Genomic DNA, 17045 nt, shown 5'->3' on the forward strand with positions numbered 1-17045 from the left:
AATTTCTAGATGCCATTTCAGTTAAGCCCTGATTTAAATTCGCTAACCATATTTTTTATAATGGCTTTTGTATTTCCTTCTTTAAGGCTTTCAAACGATACATATCCACGGTAATTACTAGATTGTATTATTTTAGCTATGCGTTGTAAATCTGCTGGGACTTTAGTGCTATCTTTTTGTTTTACGTGTTCTTTTACAAAAAAGTAATTGGCATAAGGAGCAAGGTTTTCAATTTCTTTATATGGGTCGTTAGAAGGTAAACTTCCGCAATCTAAAATTAATCCAAACCAGTCTGAATTTACTCTTTTCAACATGTCAATAACTTCTTCACTGGTAAATAAAAATTCATCATGATTCTGCAGACCAACAATGACGCCATGAAGTTCGCCATATTTAGCACAGATTTTAAAGTCCTCCACCATCCATTCCTTTACATCGTCTTTTGAATAGGTTTCGCTTTTATGTTTTCCCGTAAAAATTCTCATTATAGGTGACCCGATTTTAGAAGAAACCTGTAACCAGTTTTTGATAAGTTCAATGTCATCATTTCTTTTTATATGATTAGGACTGGTAAAGTCATTTCTAACACCAGTCCATGCAATATCAAGTCCTAACTCAAGTGCTTTTCTTTTTAAATCAAAAAGTACTTTGTTTGAAGGTGTTTCTGGATAAGAATTGAAATAATAACCCGTTAAATCTACCGCATCCAAACCAATATCTGCTGCGTATTCCATCATATCATAAAAAGTCATTTTGCCACTTCTTAGCTCCGAATTAAACGAATACGCATTGATGCTGTATTGCAGTCTTGATGTCATATTTTTTTTTAATGGGTTGGTATGAGCCATTAGTTTGTTAGCTCCTAAAATTAAAGGTGCTAGCATTAAATTTTTCAAAATGTTTCTTCTAGTTATACTCATAGTATTCACTTTTATAGATAAGTGGAATTTTTGCTTTTATTTTATTAGAGTGCCATAATCTTTTCCCAAATACTTCTGTTTACAAAAATGCCTTCCTTTAAATTTTTTGCTCTGGTTTGTGCGCTTCTTTCACCTGGATAGTATATTGTATCTTCAGGGTTTATGGGTTCTACTGAATGAGTAAAATCAATAATTTCTTCCAAGAGTTTTTCGGGTAATCCATTGTCTTTAAAAACTTCTGGATAAATGCAGATGTAAACTTGTGAGATGGCGGTCTCAATTTCTTTTGAGTTTATTTTGTAGGTAGAGTTTCCTGAAGAAAGTATGGTAGCCAGCATATCCAACACCATAGAAAGGGCAGAACCTTTCCAATAACCAATGGGTAAACCACGCTCTTTTGATAAAATTTTATCGGGATCATTTGACAACTCATCCTTGTCATCCCAACCACCATGATAAGGTAATTTTTCTCCTTTAAGTCTATAGTCGTTAATCTTACCGAATGAAAACTGCGAAAGCGCCATATCCAATATAACATGTCCTTTTTTTCTTGGAATAGATACCACAAAGGGGTTATTACCGATTCTGCTGTCTTTTCCTCCCCAAGGTGGCATGTTTGGTTTAGTATTCGTAAAAAGTATTGAAATGCAATTGGCATTAGCAGCTTGTTTTCCATAAGTTCCGCCCCTCATCCAGTGATTCGTGTTGCGTAATGCTACCATGCCCATTCCATGTTGTTTTGCCAATTCAACGGCTCTGTTGGTACACTTAGTTGCATTTACAATTCCAGGGCCCAAATTTCCATCCCAACGTTCTATATTGCCAAAAGAAGCTGTTTTCTCTGCTTCAGCATCAATTTTAATTACTCCTTTTTTTACATATTCTATAAAAAGAGGCACTCTATTGACGCCATGAGAGCTTACACCGTCTAAAGTGCTTTCTGTAAATACATTAGCAAGTAATTTAGCATTCGTGTTGTTGAATTTGTACTTAAGAAAGAGTTCGTAAAGAACCTTTTGAATGTTTTCGGGTGAAATTTGCATGGACCTCTCTGTCTAATTTTAATTCTTTACAACTTTAAAGATGTGCGTCGTCTTAATAATTTAAATAAATAGATAAGTGAAAGTTAGTTGAAATTTTTAACAAAGGCAAGTGCACAAAATAAAAAAAGCCCCCAGAATACTGGAAGCTTTTGTTGAGGCGTCGAGCGGATTCGAACCGCTGTAGAAGGTTTTGCAGACCTCTGCCTAGCCACTCGGCCACGACGCCATTAAAACGGTGGTGCAAATGTAAAAAAAAATAACACTTCTTAAGTGTTAAAATTAATTTTTACGATTTTCTGTCATTTTTATCGTTACACGTTCCACGTCTCCGCCAATGGGCGGGTTCAGTTTGCTTACCCAAACCGTAGCTTTATTTACCAGCCTATCTTCATTAAAAATACGGGTTAAAATACGTTTGGCCACAGTTTCCAAAAGATGTGAGGCCATGCTCATTTCTTCCTTAATCACACGGTTTAAAAACACATAATCAACTGTATCGCTGAGTTTATCGGTGTTTGCCGAAGTTTGTAAATTGGCTTCCACCTCTAAATCTACGCGGTAATCGCTACCAATTTTGGTTTCTTCCTTTAGGCAGCCGTGGTAGGCAAAAATGCGAATATTTTCAACTTTTATAATTCCCATGTTGGCGTATTAAAATCTCAATTATCGGGCAAAATTACCTAATTTTACACAGAATTTTTTGAACTAACCCGTTTAGTTTCTGTAATAGGATTAAAATTTATGTCTGAAGAAAGAAAATCGCTCAATTTTATCGAGCAAATTATCGAGGAAGATTTGGCCAATGGTATGTCTAAAAACGATTTGCGTTTCCGTTTTCCGCCAGAACCCAACGGATATTTGCATATAGGTCATACCAAGGCCATCGGTATCAGTTTTGGTTTGGGTGAGCATTACAATGCACCTGTGAACTTGCGCTTTGACGATACTAACCCTGCCAAAGAGGAACAGGAATATGTGGATGCCATTAAAAAAGATGTAGCTTGGTTGGGCTATAAATGGGACAAAGAATTATTTTCTTCCGATTATTTTCAGCAGTTATACGATTGGGCCGTTCAGCTTATAAAAGACGGTAAAGCTTATGTCGATTCGCAAAGTAGCGAGGCTATGGCCGAGCAAAAAGGTACACCAACACAACCTGGAGTTGATGGTCCTTACAGAAACCGAACAATTGAAGAAAACCTCGATTTGTTCGAACGGATGAAAAACGGCGAGTTTGATGAAGGCGAACATATTTTGCGTGCTAAAATTGATATGCAGCACCCCAATATGCTTATGCGCGACCCGATTATTTACCGTATCATGAAAAAATCGCACCACCGTACCGGAAACGATTGGTGCATTTACCCGATGTACGATTGGACGCATGGCGAGAGCGATTATATCGAGCAGATTTCGCATAGCTTATGTTCGTTGGAATTTAAACCCCACAGAGAGCTTTACGATTGGTTTTTAGACCAAGTGGTGGATCCTGATAAATTAAGGCCGAAACAACGCGAATTTGCCCGTTTAAACCTAAGTTACACCATTATGAGTAAACGAAAGTTGCTCAAATTGGTGGAGCAAAATATCGTTTCAGGTTGGGACGATCCGCGTATGCCTACCATTTCAGGTTTGCGTCGCCGTGGTTACACGCCAGAAGCCTTGCGCAAGTTTGTAGAAACTGTTGGTGTAGCGAAGCGCGATAACGTGATTGACGTATCGTTATTGGAATTTTGTATCCGTGAGGATTTAAACAAACGGGCCCCGCGCGTTATGGCGGTTTTAGACCCAGTAAAATTGGTGATTACCAATTATCCTGAAGATAAAGTGGAGTGGCTCGATGCCGAAAATAACCAGGAAGACGAGAGTGCCGGATTTAGAAAAGTGCCGTTTTCGCGCGAGCTTTATATTGAAAAAGACGATTTTAAGGAAGAAGCTAGCAATAAGTTTTTCAGATTGAAATTGGGTGGCGAGGTGCGACTTAAAAATGCGTACATCATCAAAGCAGAAAGTGTGGTAAAAGATGCCGATGGCAATATTGTTGAAATACACTGTACCTATTCCGAAGATACTTCCAAAAAAGTAAAGGGTACTTTGCATTGGGTGTCTATTCAGCATGCTGTAAAAGCAGAAGTTCGTGAATACGATAGGTTGTTCATGGACGAAGCGCCCGATGCGCACCAAGACAAAGATTTCATGGAGTTTTTAAATCCGAATTCCCTAAAAATTATTGAAGCTTTTGTCGAACCAAGTTTAAAAGAAGCCAAAGTAGGCGATAGGTTCCAGTTTCAACGATTGGGCTATTTTAATGTGGATGACGATGCTTCTGAGGAAAAATTGGTATTCAACAAAACCGTTGGTTTGCGCGATTCGTGGGCCAAAGCAAAACCGAAGCCACAACAGCCACAACAAAACAATAAACCCAATAATCAGCAACCAAAACGAAAGGCCATAAATGTTATTCAACAATTGGGAAAAAAATACACCAATTACCCTGAAGATAAACAAGCTAAAGTAAAGGCTGAGATTTTAGAGTTAGCCAAAGAGGTGAGCTACGACGAATTGGAGCCTTTGTTCAATACAGCGGTAAAAAAAGTGGGTACCCGTATTGCGGCGACTTTGGTGCTAGGCGTTTTGTTGGAAAACGGACAAGAAAGAAATGAGGAAATCAATGCCTTTTTAGAAAAGGCTTTGGAGGATAAAAATGAGTTGTTGGTGGCAGAGGCTAAACAAATAAATTAAAAATTATGGTCTGACGGAGAAAAAGAAGCGTCTAAACCTTGATTTTTAATTCTTAAAAACTTATTCATTTCGTTGTGTTTCATATTTATTGAATCGGCTATTTTATGATGGTTTTCAAGAGAATCAATCAAATAAAAATGATTAATATTCTCTTTATTGATATTCTCATAAAGTAAATAATTGGTTACCGATTCTATATTGTTTTTCAATGTAATTTCTTTATAAAAATTATAAAATAGAACTATTAAAACAAAGGAACAAACCACAGAAACTGTTGGTGCTAACACCTTTCTTGTTGTTATAAAGTTTTTTAAAAAGTTTGATTTATCTTTTGTTTTTTGCTTTTTAAAAGCATCACTTAAGTTTTTTTTTATGTTTTTGTTTAGTGATATATTTTTATACTCGTCATTGAAAGACTCAATGGAATTGATAAGTAAAGTACGTTTTATAATGTAATCTTCTTTGGATATTTTTGTTAAAACGAAAGCTTTTTCTTTAGGATATAAATTAGAATATTCTTTTGCTAATAATAATTCTTCAAGCCTATTTTCCATCGTTGCAGTTTTTTAAAGCATTAAATTTATTTAGTTGTTTTGATAGTTTTTTAATTGTATAAAACAGTCGAGATTTTACGGTACCCTCAGAGCATCCCATAATTTCACTTATCATTTTAATTGATAAATTATCTTGATATCTCATTAAGAATGCAAGCCTATGGTTTTCGTCAATTTTAGCTAACTCATTTTGTAAATAGCGGTTAAAAATAGCAGTATCATATTTGTTTTCTACGTTCGAGTAGACGACAACATCTGGTTTTACTAAAATACCGTTTTTTACTAAATTTTGTTTTTCGTTTAATCGGTATTCGTTTTTACACATGTTATATGCGATAGTATAAAACCAAGTAGAAAACAACTTGGTTTTATCGAAATAATTAGCCTTTTCTATTAATTTAAGAAATAAATCTTGTAAAAAATCTTCGGCTTTATTGTGGTCCTGGTATAGTTTTTTAAAGAAAAAATAATAAAGTCTTTTGGAATATCTTCTATATATTTCGTTAAAAGCTTTTTCATTTCCTTTATTGATAAGTTCTATTAGATCTTCATCAGATTTATTCTTATAGAAATTTTTACTTATAAAATCCAATCTCAATTCGCTTTAATTAGATTCTTCAAAATTTGTGTTTGTTGGTTTTTCCAATTTTACTCTTCCGGTAGAGGTTTCATCATCACTTATAATTTCAAAATTAAAATTGTCTATTAAAGCATCGCCTGTACCATCGGTTAGTACGCCGTAGGAAATATTAGTTGCAGATTTTGGAACGTCGAGAATGATTTCATATTTTTTCCAAGGTGTAGAGCCTTTTATAGGCCTGTCTCCCATATTGTCAAAACTTAAGGATTGTCCTTTAATTGGGCCATCAACACGCATCCACATTCCTGTCCAACGTTTAACATCAATAGTTTTTATGTAGCCTGTTAATTTTACTTTTTTTCCTAAAAAATCAGTTGGTTGAAAACTTTGCATTATGGTGCCAAAACCATCTATTTTAGATTCTTTGGATTTTAAATATGCTACGTTACTATTTCTTTCCTTATCGTGGCTTATACCTATTTTATAACTTTCAGGTTTACTTCCTGCAATGTGCCAGTTTTTAACAGTTTGAGCTTTAATAGTATTTGGATAAAATACGCATGTTGCAAGAATAATTGTGCTTAAAATAAGGTTGAGTGTTGTTTTTTCCATCGGTGTAAATTTAATAGTTAATAAATATCTTTATTTTTAAATACACCTAAATGCGTAAAAGGTTCATATTATAATAAAGTTTTTTTACTTCGACTAGGTTTAACACAAGTAAGATTTGCCAAGTCTAGCTAAACAGAAAAGTTTTTTAGCTATCTTTAAGCATACTAACCAATTTTCTTAAACTATGGAATTCAATTTTTTAGCCATGATTGTGGCTGCGGTTTCGGCCTTGGTGGTCGGTTTTATTTGGTACAACCCAAAAACTTTCGGAACGGCTTGGATGAAAGTGGCCGACATGACCGAAGAAAAAATGAAAGGGGCCAACATGGCCAAAATCTTTGGTTTGGCACTGCTTTTTGCGTTTTTACTTTCTACGGCACTTCCCGGAATTGTAATCCACCAAATGGGAGCTTTTAGTTTGGTAGGGGGCGACCCAGCCAATGCTTTACCATCGTACGAGGCCTTTATGGCCGATTATTCCGATGCGTTTAGAACCTTTAAACATGGCGTATTCCACGGCGTGTTAACTGGTATTTTTATTGCTTTGCCTATTTTGGGCACCAATGCGCTTTTCGAACGAAAAAGTGCTAAGTACATTTTTATAAATGTAGGATATTGGATTGTTACTCTAGGTTTAATGGGAGGCATAATCTGTGCATGGAAATAATAATTTTGTAAACTTTTAACATATTTAAAGACTGAGAATTGTAATTTTCAGTCTTTTCTTTTTTGTGTTGACACGGTATAAAATTTACGCATCATTTAACGAACTTCCGCTGGGATGGGACGCTTTAGCAAAACACGATGTGTTGTTGCAATCGCATTATTTACAAGCCATGGAAGAAGCTACTCCAACAAACATCCAATGGTTTTACATTGGTGTTTTTAAAAATGAGGCTTTGGAAGGCATTGCCATTGCGCAGCGGGTGCAGTTGTATTTAAAGGATATGTTTCGCAACACGCAGGTATCGTGCATCAAAACGTTTTTTAAGGATGTGGTGTCGCGGGTTTTAAAAGGCAATATTTTGGTGGTGGGCAACTTAACGCATACGGGGCAGCACGGACTTTTTTATAATCCGAAAGCCCTCTTGAAAACTGAATTTTTTGAGGCTATTTTTTCAGCTTTGGATGATATTACCGACCGAATTAAAAACAATCAAAATAAAAAAATAAGAGCGGTTGCGTTAAAGGATTTTTTTAAGGACGACGCCATTCACGAAGCTAAAGCTATTTTCGATTCCGAAAATTTGCACCAAGTGTATGTGCAGCCCAATATGATACTTTCCGTAAGGCCAGAGTGGAAAACGTTTCAAGACTATTTGCAAAGCCTCAATAAAAAATACCGCGACCGCTATAAACGGGCCCGTAAAAAACGAAATTCCATAAAAACCGTTGAAATGGATTTGGATGCTATTGAAAAGCACACACCCGAACTGCATCGCTTTTACATGAACGTCTCCAACAATGCCAAGTTTAATACGTTTGTACTTCCCGAAAATCATTTTTATAGTTTAAAACTTCAGCTAAAGGAAAATTTCAAGGTTTTTGGTTATTATTTAAAAGGTGAATTGGTTGGTTTTTTTACGCTCATTTTGAACAATGAAGATTTGGAAACCTATTTTTTGGGTTATGATAAAGCGCATCAATATCCCAACCAGCTGTATTTAAACATGCTTTACGACATGTTGGAATTCGCTATAAGCAACCAATTAAAAAAAGTGGTTTATGCCCGTACAGCCATGGAAATAAAAAGTTCGGTGGGCGCAAAATCCAAACCGATGGTGGTGTATTTAAAGCACACCAACAGCTTCTTAAACGGTATTTTTAGATTAATATTTAAGTTGATGAATCCTTCCGAAGATTGGCAGGTGCGCCACCCGTTTAAATAGATTTGTTTTAGTAACTTTCAAAAATGGATAGGTAATGGCATTAACATCTAATTTTTGTCAGGTCGAGCGGAGTCGAGACCTAATTTTATAAATGTTTTTTTAAAGGCTTCTTGAATTAAGTTTATCTTGAGCGAAGCCGAAAGACTCTAAGTGACATTGAGCTTTAAAATTGAACAGAAATAGAATACTTTTTACCTTTACCATTGTTAATTACAAAGTTTGTCAATGAGCCTAAGAAACCTCATACTCATCATCATAAACAGCTTGATTTTTATGGTGATACTCATGTTGTCCATCACCTTTTACAATCAGTTTTCAAAGGTATTGGACGATAGAATTCTGCTTCAGCTCAATTCCATAAAAACCTTAAAACAAATTCAGTTTGAGAATTTAATCCAAACGGAATGGAACACGTTTTTGGCGGAACAAAGCAATGAATTTTCAATTGATAGCCTCGATATGGAGGTGCCTCAAAGCGTGCTGCGTACTTCTGGAATTTATGACTTTACGAGCTACAACAAAAAAGGAAAGACTTCAATAGGGCTGGTTTCGGTAAACGATAGCATGGTAAAGGCAAAAATTATCCCATACACCAAAATCACAGAAATCCTACTGGAACGTGCTGGAATGGGGGAGAGCGGGGAGTCTTATTTGGTCGGCGAAGATTTTACCATGCGTTCGCCATCACGTTTTATGCCCGAAAAAACGCCTTCATCCATCAAAGCCAAAACCAAAGGGGTAATTGATGCGCTTTCGGGAACTACCGGCAGAGGGGTGTTTCATGATTATCGCGGCATTGATGTGTACAGCGTTTACAGCCCCATATCCGTTTCTAACCTCAAGTGGGTTATCCTTTCGGAGATTGATACCAGCGAGGTAAAAGCGCCTTTGGAACAGCTCAAATTAAGGCTGTTGGGACTCATTTTAATCATCATGATAGCGGCTATCGTGCTTTCGTTGTTCCTAACCAAAATTATTACCAACCCCATTTCGAACATGCGTAAAAGTTTGAAGGTAATGGCCGATGGCGACTACAACCAAACCGACGATTTTGTGATCAATTCCAACGAAATAAAGGATATGTTCGATGCTTTGGCTAACCTTAAAAAATCGTTACAGGGTGCGGTAAGTTTTTCCAATGAATTGGGAAAGATGAACTTAAATTCCAATTACGTTCCCAAAAGTCAGAATGATTTATTGGGAAAAAGCTTGATAAAAATGCGTGACAAACTGTTGGAGTTCCGAAATAAGGAAAACAAAAATAGAGTTAATACCAAACGCCTGATGGTAGATGGTTTGGAAAACGAACGTCGCCGCCTTTCGCGCGAACTGCACGATGGTATTGGCCCGTTGCTCACGTCGTTGAAATTTTATATTGAAAACCGCATTGAAAGCCCCACCCAAAAGGACGAAATGAAAAAGATTCTCGATGGTACGATTTCAGAAATCCGACTGATGTCGAATGCCCTGATGCCTTCCACCATCGACGATTTTGGTGTTGGCGTGGCGCTCACCAATTTTGTTGATAATATCAAAAAAACATCGGGCATTTCCATAGAGTTTGAAGATTTAACCAAGGAAAACGAGAGTAAAATTGCGAAAAACCAAGCCATCAATATTTTTAGGATCGGACAAGAATTGATTAATAATACCTTAAAACATTCCAAAGCAAAAAATATCCGGATTACCCTTTCGGAATTTGACGATTTCATTTCCCTTTTTTATTTTGACGATGGGGAAGGCTTTAACATCAATACTGTAAAACTGGGTTCGGGCATTATTAACATGAAAGAACGGGTTGAAATCTGTAACGGCGAAATTAAAATAAAATCGAAACAGGGCAATACTACTTTCGAAATTGAATTACCCATAGAACATGAAGAAAATAAAACTAATCATAGCTGACGACCACGAACTTTTTAGAAATGGCTTAAAAGAACTGTTGAAAAAGCACAATGATATCGACATTGTAAAATCCGTTGGCGACGGAAAACAATTTATGGAAGCGTTGGAAACAAATGGTGATATCGACATTGTTTTGCTCGACATTACCATGCCAAACATGGACGGTTTTGAGGTTTTAAGCCAAATAAAGGAACAAAACGCAAGAGTAAAACCCATTGTGATTTCGATGCATGACGATGGAAACTATATCGCCAAATGTGCCAAAGCGGGCGCCTATGGCTATATGCTTAAAAATACCGATGAAGATGAATTGATCAAGGTAATACGCATCGTGCACCAGGGGAAAAAATATTTTAGCCCAATGATAGCCGAAAAAATGATTAATTTCATGTCTGAACAAAAGGTTAGCGAAAACATTTTATCCAACAAAGAAAAGGAGGTTTTAGAGCTTATTTCTCAAGGACTAACCACAAAGGATATCGCCTCAAAATTGTTTGTAAGCACCCGAACCATAGAAACACACCGCGCCAATATTTTAAGAAAATTAGAAGTTAAAAATACCGCGGAGTTAATAAAAAAGGCTACACAGATTAACTTGATTTAGAAGCAGTTTTAACTTAAATATCCGTATAAATACGGATACAGATTACGTGGTTTCAATTACCAGTAAAGGCCCTGTTTTACACTTATTTTTGTAGTATAATAAAAAAACTATAAAAAGATTATGAAAAATATAGCCATTATTTTAGCACTGGTATTTGCAGCTTCAATTTCGGCTTATGCCCAAAAAAGAAGTGATCTGAAAGGACCAGCGTATAAAAATTTTAAGCACGGACAGCAAAAAACTGAAGCTACTCCTATCTATGCTGTAGCAAAAGAAGAAAAATTAACAGGACCAGCTTATAAAAACAAAAAACACACTAACGATACTGCTGATAAAACTTATACTACTGTGGTATTTGGTTCTGATAAATCTGATTTAAAAGGCCCTGAATACAAAAACCATAAGCCTTGGAGAGAAAACGAAGGCAACGATAATTCTAATGCACTAGTAGCCAAAAACGAAGACTAATTCGTTTCTAATGATAAATTAGTAGTTCTTTAAGATTTTTTTCGTTTTCATTTTTGTATTTTGTTGATAACACTAAAAAGCATTAAAAATGGAAGCACAAAAAAAGGATATTTTAACTGAAATTTCAACGCTTACTAGAACTATTGAAGACGATTACCCCGAACTTCAAAAATACTTAGATGAAAGTCGAGGTACGTTACCAAAAGGTGATATGAATCCCTCGCTTGGACTAGAAGAGTTAGAAGATTACCGAAACACTTTAAAAAATCTGATAGAAGGATATAAAAAATAGTATTAAAAAAAGCCCATTAGAAATTTTCTAATGGGCTTTTTAATTTTTAAAGAGGAACGATTTATTCGTCCTCTTTTTTCTTTTGGGCATTTTTCATAGCCTCACCAATTTGGTTGCTAGCGGTAAAACTGGCTACCATATCGTTAAGCATGTTGCTACCGGCCTGTGGTGCATTGGGCAACAAAATAAGGTTGCTATTGGTTTCTTCACCTAACGATTGCAAGGTGTCGTAATGTTGGGTTACTACAATTAACGCTGAAGCCTCTTGGCTGTTAATACCCACACGGTTTAATACTTCAACCGATTCTTCCAAACCTCGGGCAATCTCACGACGTTGGTCGGCAATACCTTGCCCTTGTAAACGCTTGCTTTCGGCCTCTGCTTTAGCTTTTTCAACGATTACTATACGTGCGGCGTCACCTTCGTATTGAGCGGCTATTTTTTCACGCTCTGAGGCATTAATGCGGTTCATAGCTGCTTTTACTTGTGGATCGGGATCAATATCGGTTACTAAAGTTTTTATTATATCAAATCCATAATCCAGCATGGCATCGTTTAATTCGGCTTTTACGGCTAGGGCAATATCATCTTTTTTAACAAATACGTCATCCAATTTCATTTTAGGAACTTCAGCTCGAACTACATCAAATACATAACTTGTAATCTGCTCGTGCGGATAATCCAATTTATAAAAAGCATCGTACACTTTTTGGCTCAGTACACGGTATTGAACTGATACTTTCAACCTTACAAATACATCGTCGAGCGTTTTCGTTTCTACAATAACATCCAATTGCTGAATTTTTAAACTTAGCCGACCCGCAACTTTATCAATTAATGGAATTTTAAGTTGAAGTCCGGATTGGCGAATGCTATGGAATTTTCCAAAACGTTCAATAACGGCAGCGGTTTGCTGTTTTACAATAAAAAAGGAGGCAAATAAAATAACCAGGCCAAGGATAATAAACGGAAGATAAAAGAAGCTCATAATGTTTAGTTAAAAGGTTTAAGAAAATTAAGATACAAAAATATACTATATTTGGTCGCTTAGAGGCTTACAAATGAAACAAATCAAACTTTTCCTATTAGTAGCTGTTACACTATGTTTTGTTACAAATAATTTTGCCCAACGTGGCAATTACCCCATAACCAATGGTTTTAACATTACCGGCGGAATTGCCAAATTCGATATTCTTACCGATAATTTTGAAACTAAAGCTTCCAATGGTTTTGCTGGTGGTTTTATGGCGAATGTTGATATCCCTTTGCGGTGGTATAATGTGAGTTTCGGTATGCAATTTTCTGAAAATCATGTTGAGGTATTGGGACGTCCTACCATGTTAAGCACAGAAAATGAATTTATCGATTATAAGTTGTTTGCCGTTCAGGCCGCTATGCTCATGCATGTTAAAGTGATTCCCAACCATTTTACCATTGATGTTGGCCCTATGATACAATACAACAGTAAATTGGAGTTTGACGATAAAAGCCAAGAAGGGTATTACATAAATAACTACGCCAACTTAACAGCCGAGGATATCACCAATATTTCGCAGTTTCATTTTAATGGCGCTGTTGGGGCTTCCGCCGGAATTAAAAATTTTAAGCTTAAAGCCCAATACATTTACGGCTTTACCAATATGCTTAAAAAATTGGAAAAACAGGATTTGGATACGAGTGGGGGAGATGCCCGTTTTAAAGGTAACCAAAGTATGTTGGTTTTAGGGGCTATGGTGTCGTTTTAATTTCGTTTAGAGTGTTTGTATATGGTTTGTTGCGTGGTTAAACGTCTAAGTTAGCAATTCTTTAAATTAATTAAAAATTAATCAGAAATACTTTTTCCGAAAATCTAAAGGCGTTATACCTGTTTTTAATTTGAAAAACCTTGAAAAATAGGCATAGTCCGAGAATTCTAGTGTATATGCGATATTGGCCAAATGGTCTTGAGAATGTACAATCAATCTTTTTGCTTCTAGTATTATCCTTTCAGAAATTAATTGACTTGTCGTTTTATTTAGTGTTTTGTTTACTACTCTATTCAGATGTTTGGTGGTTATATTTAATTTATCAGCATAAAATTTAGGGAATTTTTGACTATAAAAATGGGTGTTTATTAAATTCTCTAAAGCTTCAAGTATTTTAGAATAGTTTGGAGAATTAAGCTTTTCTAAATTGATATCAACCGTATATGCCCTTGTTAATTCTATATAAATGTTATTTAGTGAATTTACTATTTTAAACTCTCTTAAAAGATTGGTTTGTAAATATTCAGTATAAGCTTCCTGAAACTTAAGATTTATTTCCTGAAGCTTTTTTGGTGCTAATTCTAAAACAGGAGGATTCTGATTGGAATAAAAAAAAGGAAATGAATGGAGTTTATGTTCTAAAAATTTTAATTCATAGAATTCTTGAGAATGAAAAAAGATAAATCCTTGAGGCTGTGTTTCAAATTTCCAAAAATGTGTTTGTCCTGGTTTTAAAAAAAATATCTTTCCAGGATTTATACTATAAGAATTAAAATCAATTTCATGAGTACCTGTACCTTCAGTAAATAGTACACATAGATAGAAATTATGACTATGTGGTTTGTAAATTATATCCTTGTTACGCTGTATATGATTCGAAAAAGAATTTATATACACATCGTTGAGTGGTGCGGATTCTTTAAATTGATTAATGTTTAGAACTGGTGTTTTCATATTGTATGTCCTAAAAGTACAAAAAATGGAGAATATTTTATAACACTAAAAATTATTTACAGTCTTAATTTTGTAGTATAAAATATATTGTAATGAGTAAAGTTGTTGATGCATTGAATTGTAAGTGTCCGAATTGTAAAAAAGGAAAGATTTTTATGAATGGAGGGAACATATTATTATTGAATATTCCGAAAATGAACGATAGATGTCCAGAGTGCAATTATAAATTTGAAAGAGAAACTGGTTTCTTTTTCGGGGCTATGTTTGTGAGTTATGCGCTAGCTTCGGCTCAAATGATAGGAAGTCTAGTGATGTTTTGGTATTTTATTGATTTGTCACCTTTGAGAGTTTTTGCCATTATTTGTATGACAGCATTTTTATTAAGTACTATCAATTTTAAATTGTCAAGGTCTATTTGGATATATTTGTTTTATTAAATATAACTTTGAAGGTAGCTGAAATTATTTACAAATTCAATTTTTATGAAAACTAAAGAGCCCTTAAAATAGACCAGTAAATCCATTTTAAGGGCAATTTATTGGACGTCAGTTCGAGTGATTTTGAGTGGTTGCTGAGCGTAGCCGAAGCAGAACGAAAAATTGTTCCCGATAGCTATCGGGAGAGAACTATTTTTGTATTGAAAATTCTTTTCTCGATAGTTCTGCTGAGCGAAGACTAAGTGCAAATTTCATTCATTCTGTCATGAAATTTACTCGAAATGACGAATTTTTTGGGCTACAACACCTTTATAACATTATCAATACGCTTAACCGTTTCGTTCTTTCCGATCATAAACATAATATCGAACACATCAGGGCCTTGTAAGGCACCCACTAAAGCCAAACGTAGTGGCATCATTACTTTACCAAAACCAATGTCGTTGCTGGTAATCCAGCCTTTTATGTCTTTTTGTAGGGCGGTAACGGTAAAATCGTCAATATGTAAAACGAGGTCTTTTACTTTTTTGAGAATATCGGCTGTATCATCTTTAAAAGCTTTTTTGGATGCTTTTTCATCGTAGGCTGTTGGTGCGGTGAAAAAGAAGTGGCTCAAGTCCCAAAAATCATGAACAAAGGTGGCGCGTTCTTTTATTAAACCAATGACTAGGGCAATGTATTGCACATCGATATCATTATTAGCAGATTGCTCCGCTTCACTCGCAATGACGTTTAAATTCTCATCCACTATAGGCTTAAACTGTTCTGCCAAAATAGCGTCACTTTGCTCTTGCATGTAATGGTGGTTAAACCATTTGGTTTTGTCGGGGTCGAAACGGGCGCCCGATTTGTTTACTTTCTTTAAATCGAAAGCTTCAATCAATTGGTCCATCGAGAAAATTTCCTGTTCTGTGCCTGGATTCCAGCCTAAAAAGGCCAAAAAGTTAACCATGGCTTCCGGGAAATAACCGTCTTCTTTGTAGCCTCTGGAAACTTCGTTGGTTTTGGGGTCGGTCCATTCCAATGGAAATACCGGAAAGCCCATTTTATCGCCATCGCGCTTGCTCAATTTTCCTTTTCCTGTGGGTTTTAAAATAAGTGGTAAATGTGCAAATTCAGGAGCTTCCCAACCAAAAGCTTGGTACAATTGGTAATGCAACGCTAAAGAGGGCAACCACTCTTCACCACGAATAACGTGGGTAATTTCCATTAAATGGTCGTCTACAATATTTGCCAAATGGTACGTTGGCATCCCATCACTTTTAAACAACACTTTATCATCCAGAATATTGGTGTCGATTTTTATATCGCCACGGATGATGTCTTTTAAATAAAGCGTTTCATCCTGTGGACTCTTAAAGCGAATCACGTAATCTTCACCGGATTCAATTTTAGCTTGAGTTTCTTCCGCGCTAAGCGATAATGAATTTTTTAGTTTTAAGCGGTTATGCCAATTGTAAATAAAGGTTTTACCTTTAGCTTCGTGGTCTTTTCTGTGGAAATCCAATTCGTCCGCAGTATCAAAAGCGTAATAAGCATTGCCCGATGTAATAAGCATATCGGCATATTTTTTATAAAGCGTTTTGCGTTCGCTTTGTCGGTAAGGGCCATAGTTGCCGGTACTGGTGCTATGGGTAGCTTCGGTCGGCCCTTCGTCAAAAGGCATACCGCACCAATTTAGGGCATCGATAATGTACTGCTCGGCACCTTCAACATAGCGGGTTTGGTCGGTATCTTCAATACGAAGCACGAAGGTGCCGTTGTGTTTTTTAGCAAATAAATAATTGAAAAGCGCGGTACGAACACCGCCAATATGTAGTGGTCCGGTTGGGCTGGGTGCAAAACGCACACGAACGTTTTTGGTCATGTTTTTTAAGTTTTTGCAAAGATACAATCAAAATTCTTTAAGACACGAATTTCTACTGATATGGATACCGTTTTATCCTTTTTTCAATAGATGACAAAAATTGGAAAGCCTTTCGTTTTTGTAAAATGGAACACGTGTGATATTATCCCCTTGAGGGGATTATAGAGGTGTTTTAGGTAAATATTTTTTCGGGCATCAAACTTTTCAATAAATAATTCGTGAAAATTAGTGCCATTCGTGTCCAAAAAAAGACAACATGTAAAGACATCAATTTCACCAATTAACACGAATCTTTTCATTTTAAAAACCTATGATAATTGCGTAATACATTTGTGAATATTCGTCCAATTTGTGTCTAAATATGTTGAGCACCTACATTAAATTAACATGATGTTAGGCGAACAATAGCACATAAAGTTGTAGTTTAGTAAAT

At 35.8% G+C, this 17045-nt stretch carries 18 protein-coding genes and 1 tRNA gene; 9 read left to right on the plus strand and 10 right to left on the minus strand.

All coding sequences use genetic code 11. From position 1 onward, the window contains the following. Positions 1-17 precede the first annotated feature (17 nt). From HC176_RS00655 to folB, 4 genes are all read right to left on the minus strand, one after another. Positions 18-920 carry a sugar phosphate isomerase/epimerase family protein gene (locus tag HC176_RS00655; RefSeq protein ID WP_167916251.1) on the minus strand — a complete coding sequence of 301 codons (903 nt, stop codon included), beginning with the start codon at positions 918-920 and terminating at the stop codon, positions 18-20. 44 nt (positions 921-964) lie between these two features. Then, complete coding sequence (yiaK, locus tag HC176_RS00660; RefSeq protein WP_167916252.1) at positions 965-1963, minus strand: 3-dehydro-L-gulonate 2-dehydrogenase; 999 nt, start codon at positions 1961-1963, stop codon at positions 965-967. Positions 1964-2118: 155 nt separating this feature from the next. Beyond that, a tRNA-Cys gene (locus HC176_RS00665) sits at positions 2119-2189 on the minus strand. Between the two features lie 53 nt (positions 2190-2242). Next, positions 2243-2605 (minus strand): dihydroneopterin aldolase, encoded by a 363-nt coding sequence (gene folB / locus HC176_RS00670; RefSeq protein ID WP_167916253.1) that lies wholly within the window; start codon positions 2603-2605, stop codon positions 2243-2245. Positions 2606-2704: 99 nt separating this feature from the next. Between folB and HC176_RS00675 the strand changes: the two genes are divergently transcribed. Further along, positions 2705-4705: a glutamine--tRNA ligase/YqeY domain fusion protein gene (locus HC176_RS00675; RefSeq protein WP_167916254.1), complete on the plus strand. Its 2001-nt coding sequence runs from the start codon at positions 2705-2707 to the stop codon at positions 4703-4705. Here the strand turns inward: HC176_RS00675 and HC176_RS00680 are convergent. From HC176_RS00680 to HC176_RS00690, 3 genes are read right to left on the minus strand one after another with little or no spacing between them, the layout of a single operon-like run. Beyond that, positions 4702-5259: a hypothetical protein gene (locus HC176_RS00680; RefSeq protein WP_167916255.1), complete on the minus strand. Its 558-nt coding sequence runs from the start codon at positions 5257-5259 to the stop codon at positions 4702-4704. The two genes, HC176_RS00675 and HC176_RS00680, sit on opposite strands and share 4 nt — an antisense overlap. Next, the gene (locus HC176_RS00685; protein WP_167916256.1) at positions 5249-5851 is read right to left on the minus strand and encodes an RNA polymerase sigma factor; all 603 of its coding nucleotides are present in this window, start codon (positions 5849-5851) and stop codon (positions 5249-5251) included. Before HC176_RS00685 ends, HC176_RS00680 begins: the two co-directional genes overlap by 11 nt. 12 nt (positions 5852-5863) lie before the next feature. Continuing rightward, complete coding sequence (locus tag HC176_RS00690; RefSeq protein WP_167916257.1) at positions 5864-6451, minus strand: hypothetical protein; 588 nt, start codon at positions 6449-6451, stop codon at positions 5864-5866. A gap of 184 nt (positions 6452-6635) precedes the next feature. Between HC176_RS00690 and HC176_RS00695 the strand changes: the two genes are divergently transcribed. From HC176_RS00695 to HC176_RS00720, 6 genes are all read left to right on the plus strand, one after another. Continuing rightward, positions 6636-7118, plus strand: a complete 483-nt coding sequence (locus HC176_RS00695) for a DUF1761 domain-containing protein (RefSeq protein ID WP_167916258.1) — start codon at positions 6636-6638, stop codon at positions 7116-7118. A gap of 64 nt (positions 7119-7182) precedes the next feature. Continuing rightward, positions 7183-8340: a GNAT family N-acetyltransferase gene (locus tag HC176_RS00700; protein WP_342448654.1), complete on the plus strand. Its 1158-nt coding sequence runs from the start codon at positions 7183-7185 to the stop codon at positions 8338-8340. Between the two features lie 225 nt (positions 8341-8565). After that, positions 8566-10245, plus strand: coding sequence for an ATP-binding protein (locus HC176_RS00705; protein WP_167916259.1), 1680 nt, complete (start codon positions 8566-8568; stop codon positions 10243-10245). Continuing rightward, positions 10217-10849, plus strand: coding sequence for a response regulator (locus HC176_RS00710; protein WP_167916260.1), 633 nt, complete (start codon positions 10217-10219; stop codon positions 10847-10849). Before HC176_RS00705 ends, HC176_RS00710 begins: the two co-directional genes overlap by 29 nt. A 120-nt stretch (positions 10850-10969) precedes the next feature. After that, entirely contained in the window at positions 10970-11317 is a 348-nt protein-coding gene (locus HC176_RS00715; RefSeq protein ID WP_167916261.1) for a hypothetical protein, read from the plus strand. An 88-nt stretch (positions 11318-11405) separates the two neighbouring features. Then, positions 11406-11609, plus strand: coding sequence for a hypothetical protein (locus HC176_RS00720; RefSeq protein ID WP_167916262.1), 204 nt, complete (start codon positions 11406-11408; stop codon positions 11607-11609). Between the two features lie 61 nt (positions 11610-11670). Here the strand turns inward: HC176_RS00720 and HC176_RS00725 are convergent, their stop codons facing one another. Continuing rightward, positions 11671-12597, minus strand: coding sequence for an SPFH domain-containing protein (locus tag HC176_RS00725; protein WP_167916263.1), 927 nt, complete (start codon positions 12595-12597; stop codon positions 11671-11673). A 73-nt stretch (positions 12598-12670) separates the two neighbouring features. Here HC176_RS00725 and HC176_RS00730 point away from each other — a divergent pair, with 73 nt between their 5' ends. Beyond that, positions 12671-13354 (plus strand): outer membrane beta-barrel protein, encoded by a 684-nt coding sequence (locus HC176_RS00730; protein WP_167916264.1) that lies wholly within the window; start codon positions 12671-12673, stop codon positions 13352-13354. A gap of 81 nt (positions 13355-13435) precedes the next feature. On the opposite strand, the gene HC176_RS00735 is transcribed toward HC176_RS00730, so the two are convergent. Then, positions 13436-14308 (minus strand): AraC family transcriptional regulator, encoded by an 873-nt coding sequence (locus HC176_RS00735; RefSeq protein WP_167916265.1) that lies wholly within the window; start codon positions 14306-14308, stop codon positions 13436-13438. Positions 14309-14400: 92 nt separating this feature from the next. On the opposite strand from HC176_RS00735, the gene HC176_RS00740 reads away from it, so the two are divergent. Beyond that, a complete protein-coding gene (locus tag HC176_RS00740; protein WP_167916266.1) occupies positions 14401-14745 on the plus strand; it encodes a DUF983 domain-containing protein in 345 nt (114 codons plus the stop codon). 298 nt (positions 14746-15043) lie between these two features. Here the strand turns inward: HC176_RS00740 and gltX are convergent, their stop codons facing one another. Further along, positions 15044-16612: a glutamate--tRNA ligase gene (gene gltX, locus HC176_RS00745; protein WP_167916267.1), complete on the minus strand. Its 1569-nt coding sequence runs from the start codon at positions 16610-16612 to the stop codon at positions 15044-15046. Positions 16613-17045 lie beyond the last annotated feature (433 nt).

Source organism: Tamlana crocina (assembly GCF_012037625.1).

Coding starts and splice junctions, on each gene's coding strand:
- HC176_RS00710 (WP_167916260.1), top strand. CDS start 10,217: ATGAAGAAAATAAAACTAATCATAGCTGACGACCACGAACTTTTTAGA.
- HC176_RS00675 (WP_167916254.1), top strand. CDS start 2,705: ATGTCTGAAGAAAGAAAATCGCTCAATTTTATCGAGCAAATTATCGAG.
- HC176_RS00680 (WP_167916255.1), bottom strand. CDS start 5,259: ATGGAAAATAGGCTTGAAGAATTATTATTAGCAAAAGAATATTCTAAT.
- HC176_RS00715 (WP_167916261.1), top strand. CDS start 10,970: ATGAAAAATATAGCCATTATTTTAGCACTGGTATTTGCAGCTTCAATT.
- HC176_RS00720 (WP_167916262.1), top strand. CDS start 11,406: ATGGAAGCACAAAAAAAGGATATTTTAACTGAAATTTCAACGCTTACT.
- HC176_RS00705 (WP_167916259.1), top strand. CDS start 8,566: ATGAGCCTAAGAAACCTCATACTCATCATCATAAACAGCTTGATTTTT.
- folB (WP_167916253.1), bottom strand. CDS start 2,605: ATGGGAATTATAAAAGTTGAAAATATTCGCATTTTTGCCTACCACGGC.
- HC176_RS00730 (WP_167916264.1), top strand. CDS start 12,671: ATGAAACAAATCAAACTTTTCCTATTAGTAGCTGTTACACTATGTTTT.
- gltX (WP_167916267.1), bottom strand. CDS start 16,612: ATGACCAAAAACGTTCGTGTGCGTTTTGCACCCAGCCCAACCGGACCA.
- HC176_RS00690 (WP_167916257.1), bottom strand. CDS start 6,451: ATGGAAAAAACAACACTCAACCTTATTTTAAGCACAATTATTCTTGCA.
- HC176_RS00735 (WP_167916265.1), bottom strand. CDS start 14,308: ATGAAAACACCAGTTCTAAACATTAATCAATTTAAAGAATCCGCACCA.
- HC176_RS00740 (WP_167916266.1), top strand. CDS start 14,401: ATGAGTAAAGTTGTTGATGCATTGAATTGTAAGTGTCCGAATTGTAAA.
- yiaK (WP_167916252.1), bottom strand. CDS start 1,963: ATGCAAATTTCACCCGAAAACATTCAAAAGGTTCTTTACGAACTCTTT.
- HC176_RS00695 (WP_167916258.1), top strand. CDS start 6,636: ATGGAATTCAATTTTTTAGCCATGATTGTGGCTGCGGTTTCGGCCTTG.
- HC176_RS00655 (WP_167916251.1), bottom strand. CDS start 920: ATGAGTATAACTAGAAGAAACATTTTGAAAAATTTAATGCTAGCACCT.
- HC176_RS00725 (WP_167916263.1), bottom strand. CDS start 12,597: ATGAGCTTCTTTTATCTTCCGTTTATTATCCTTGGCCTGGTTATTTTA.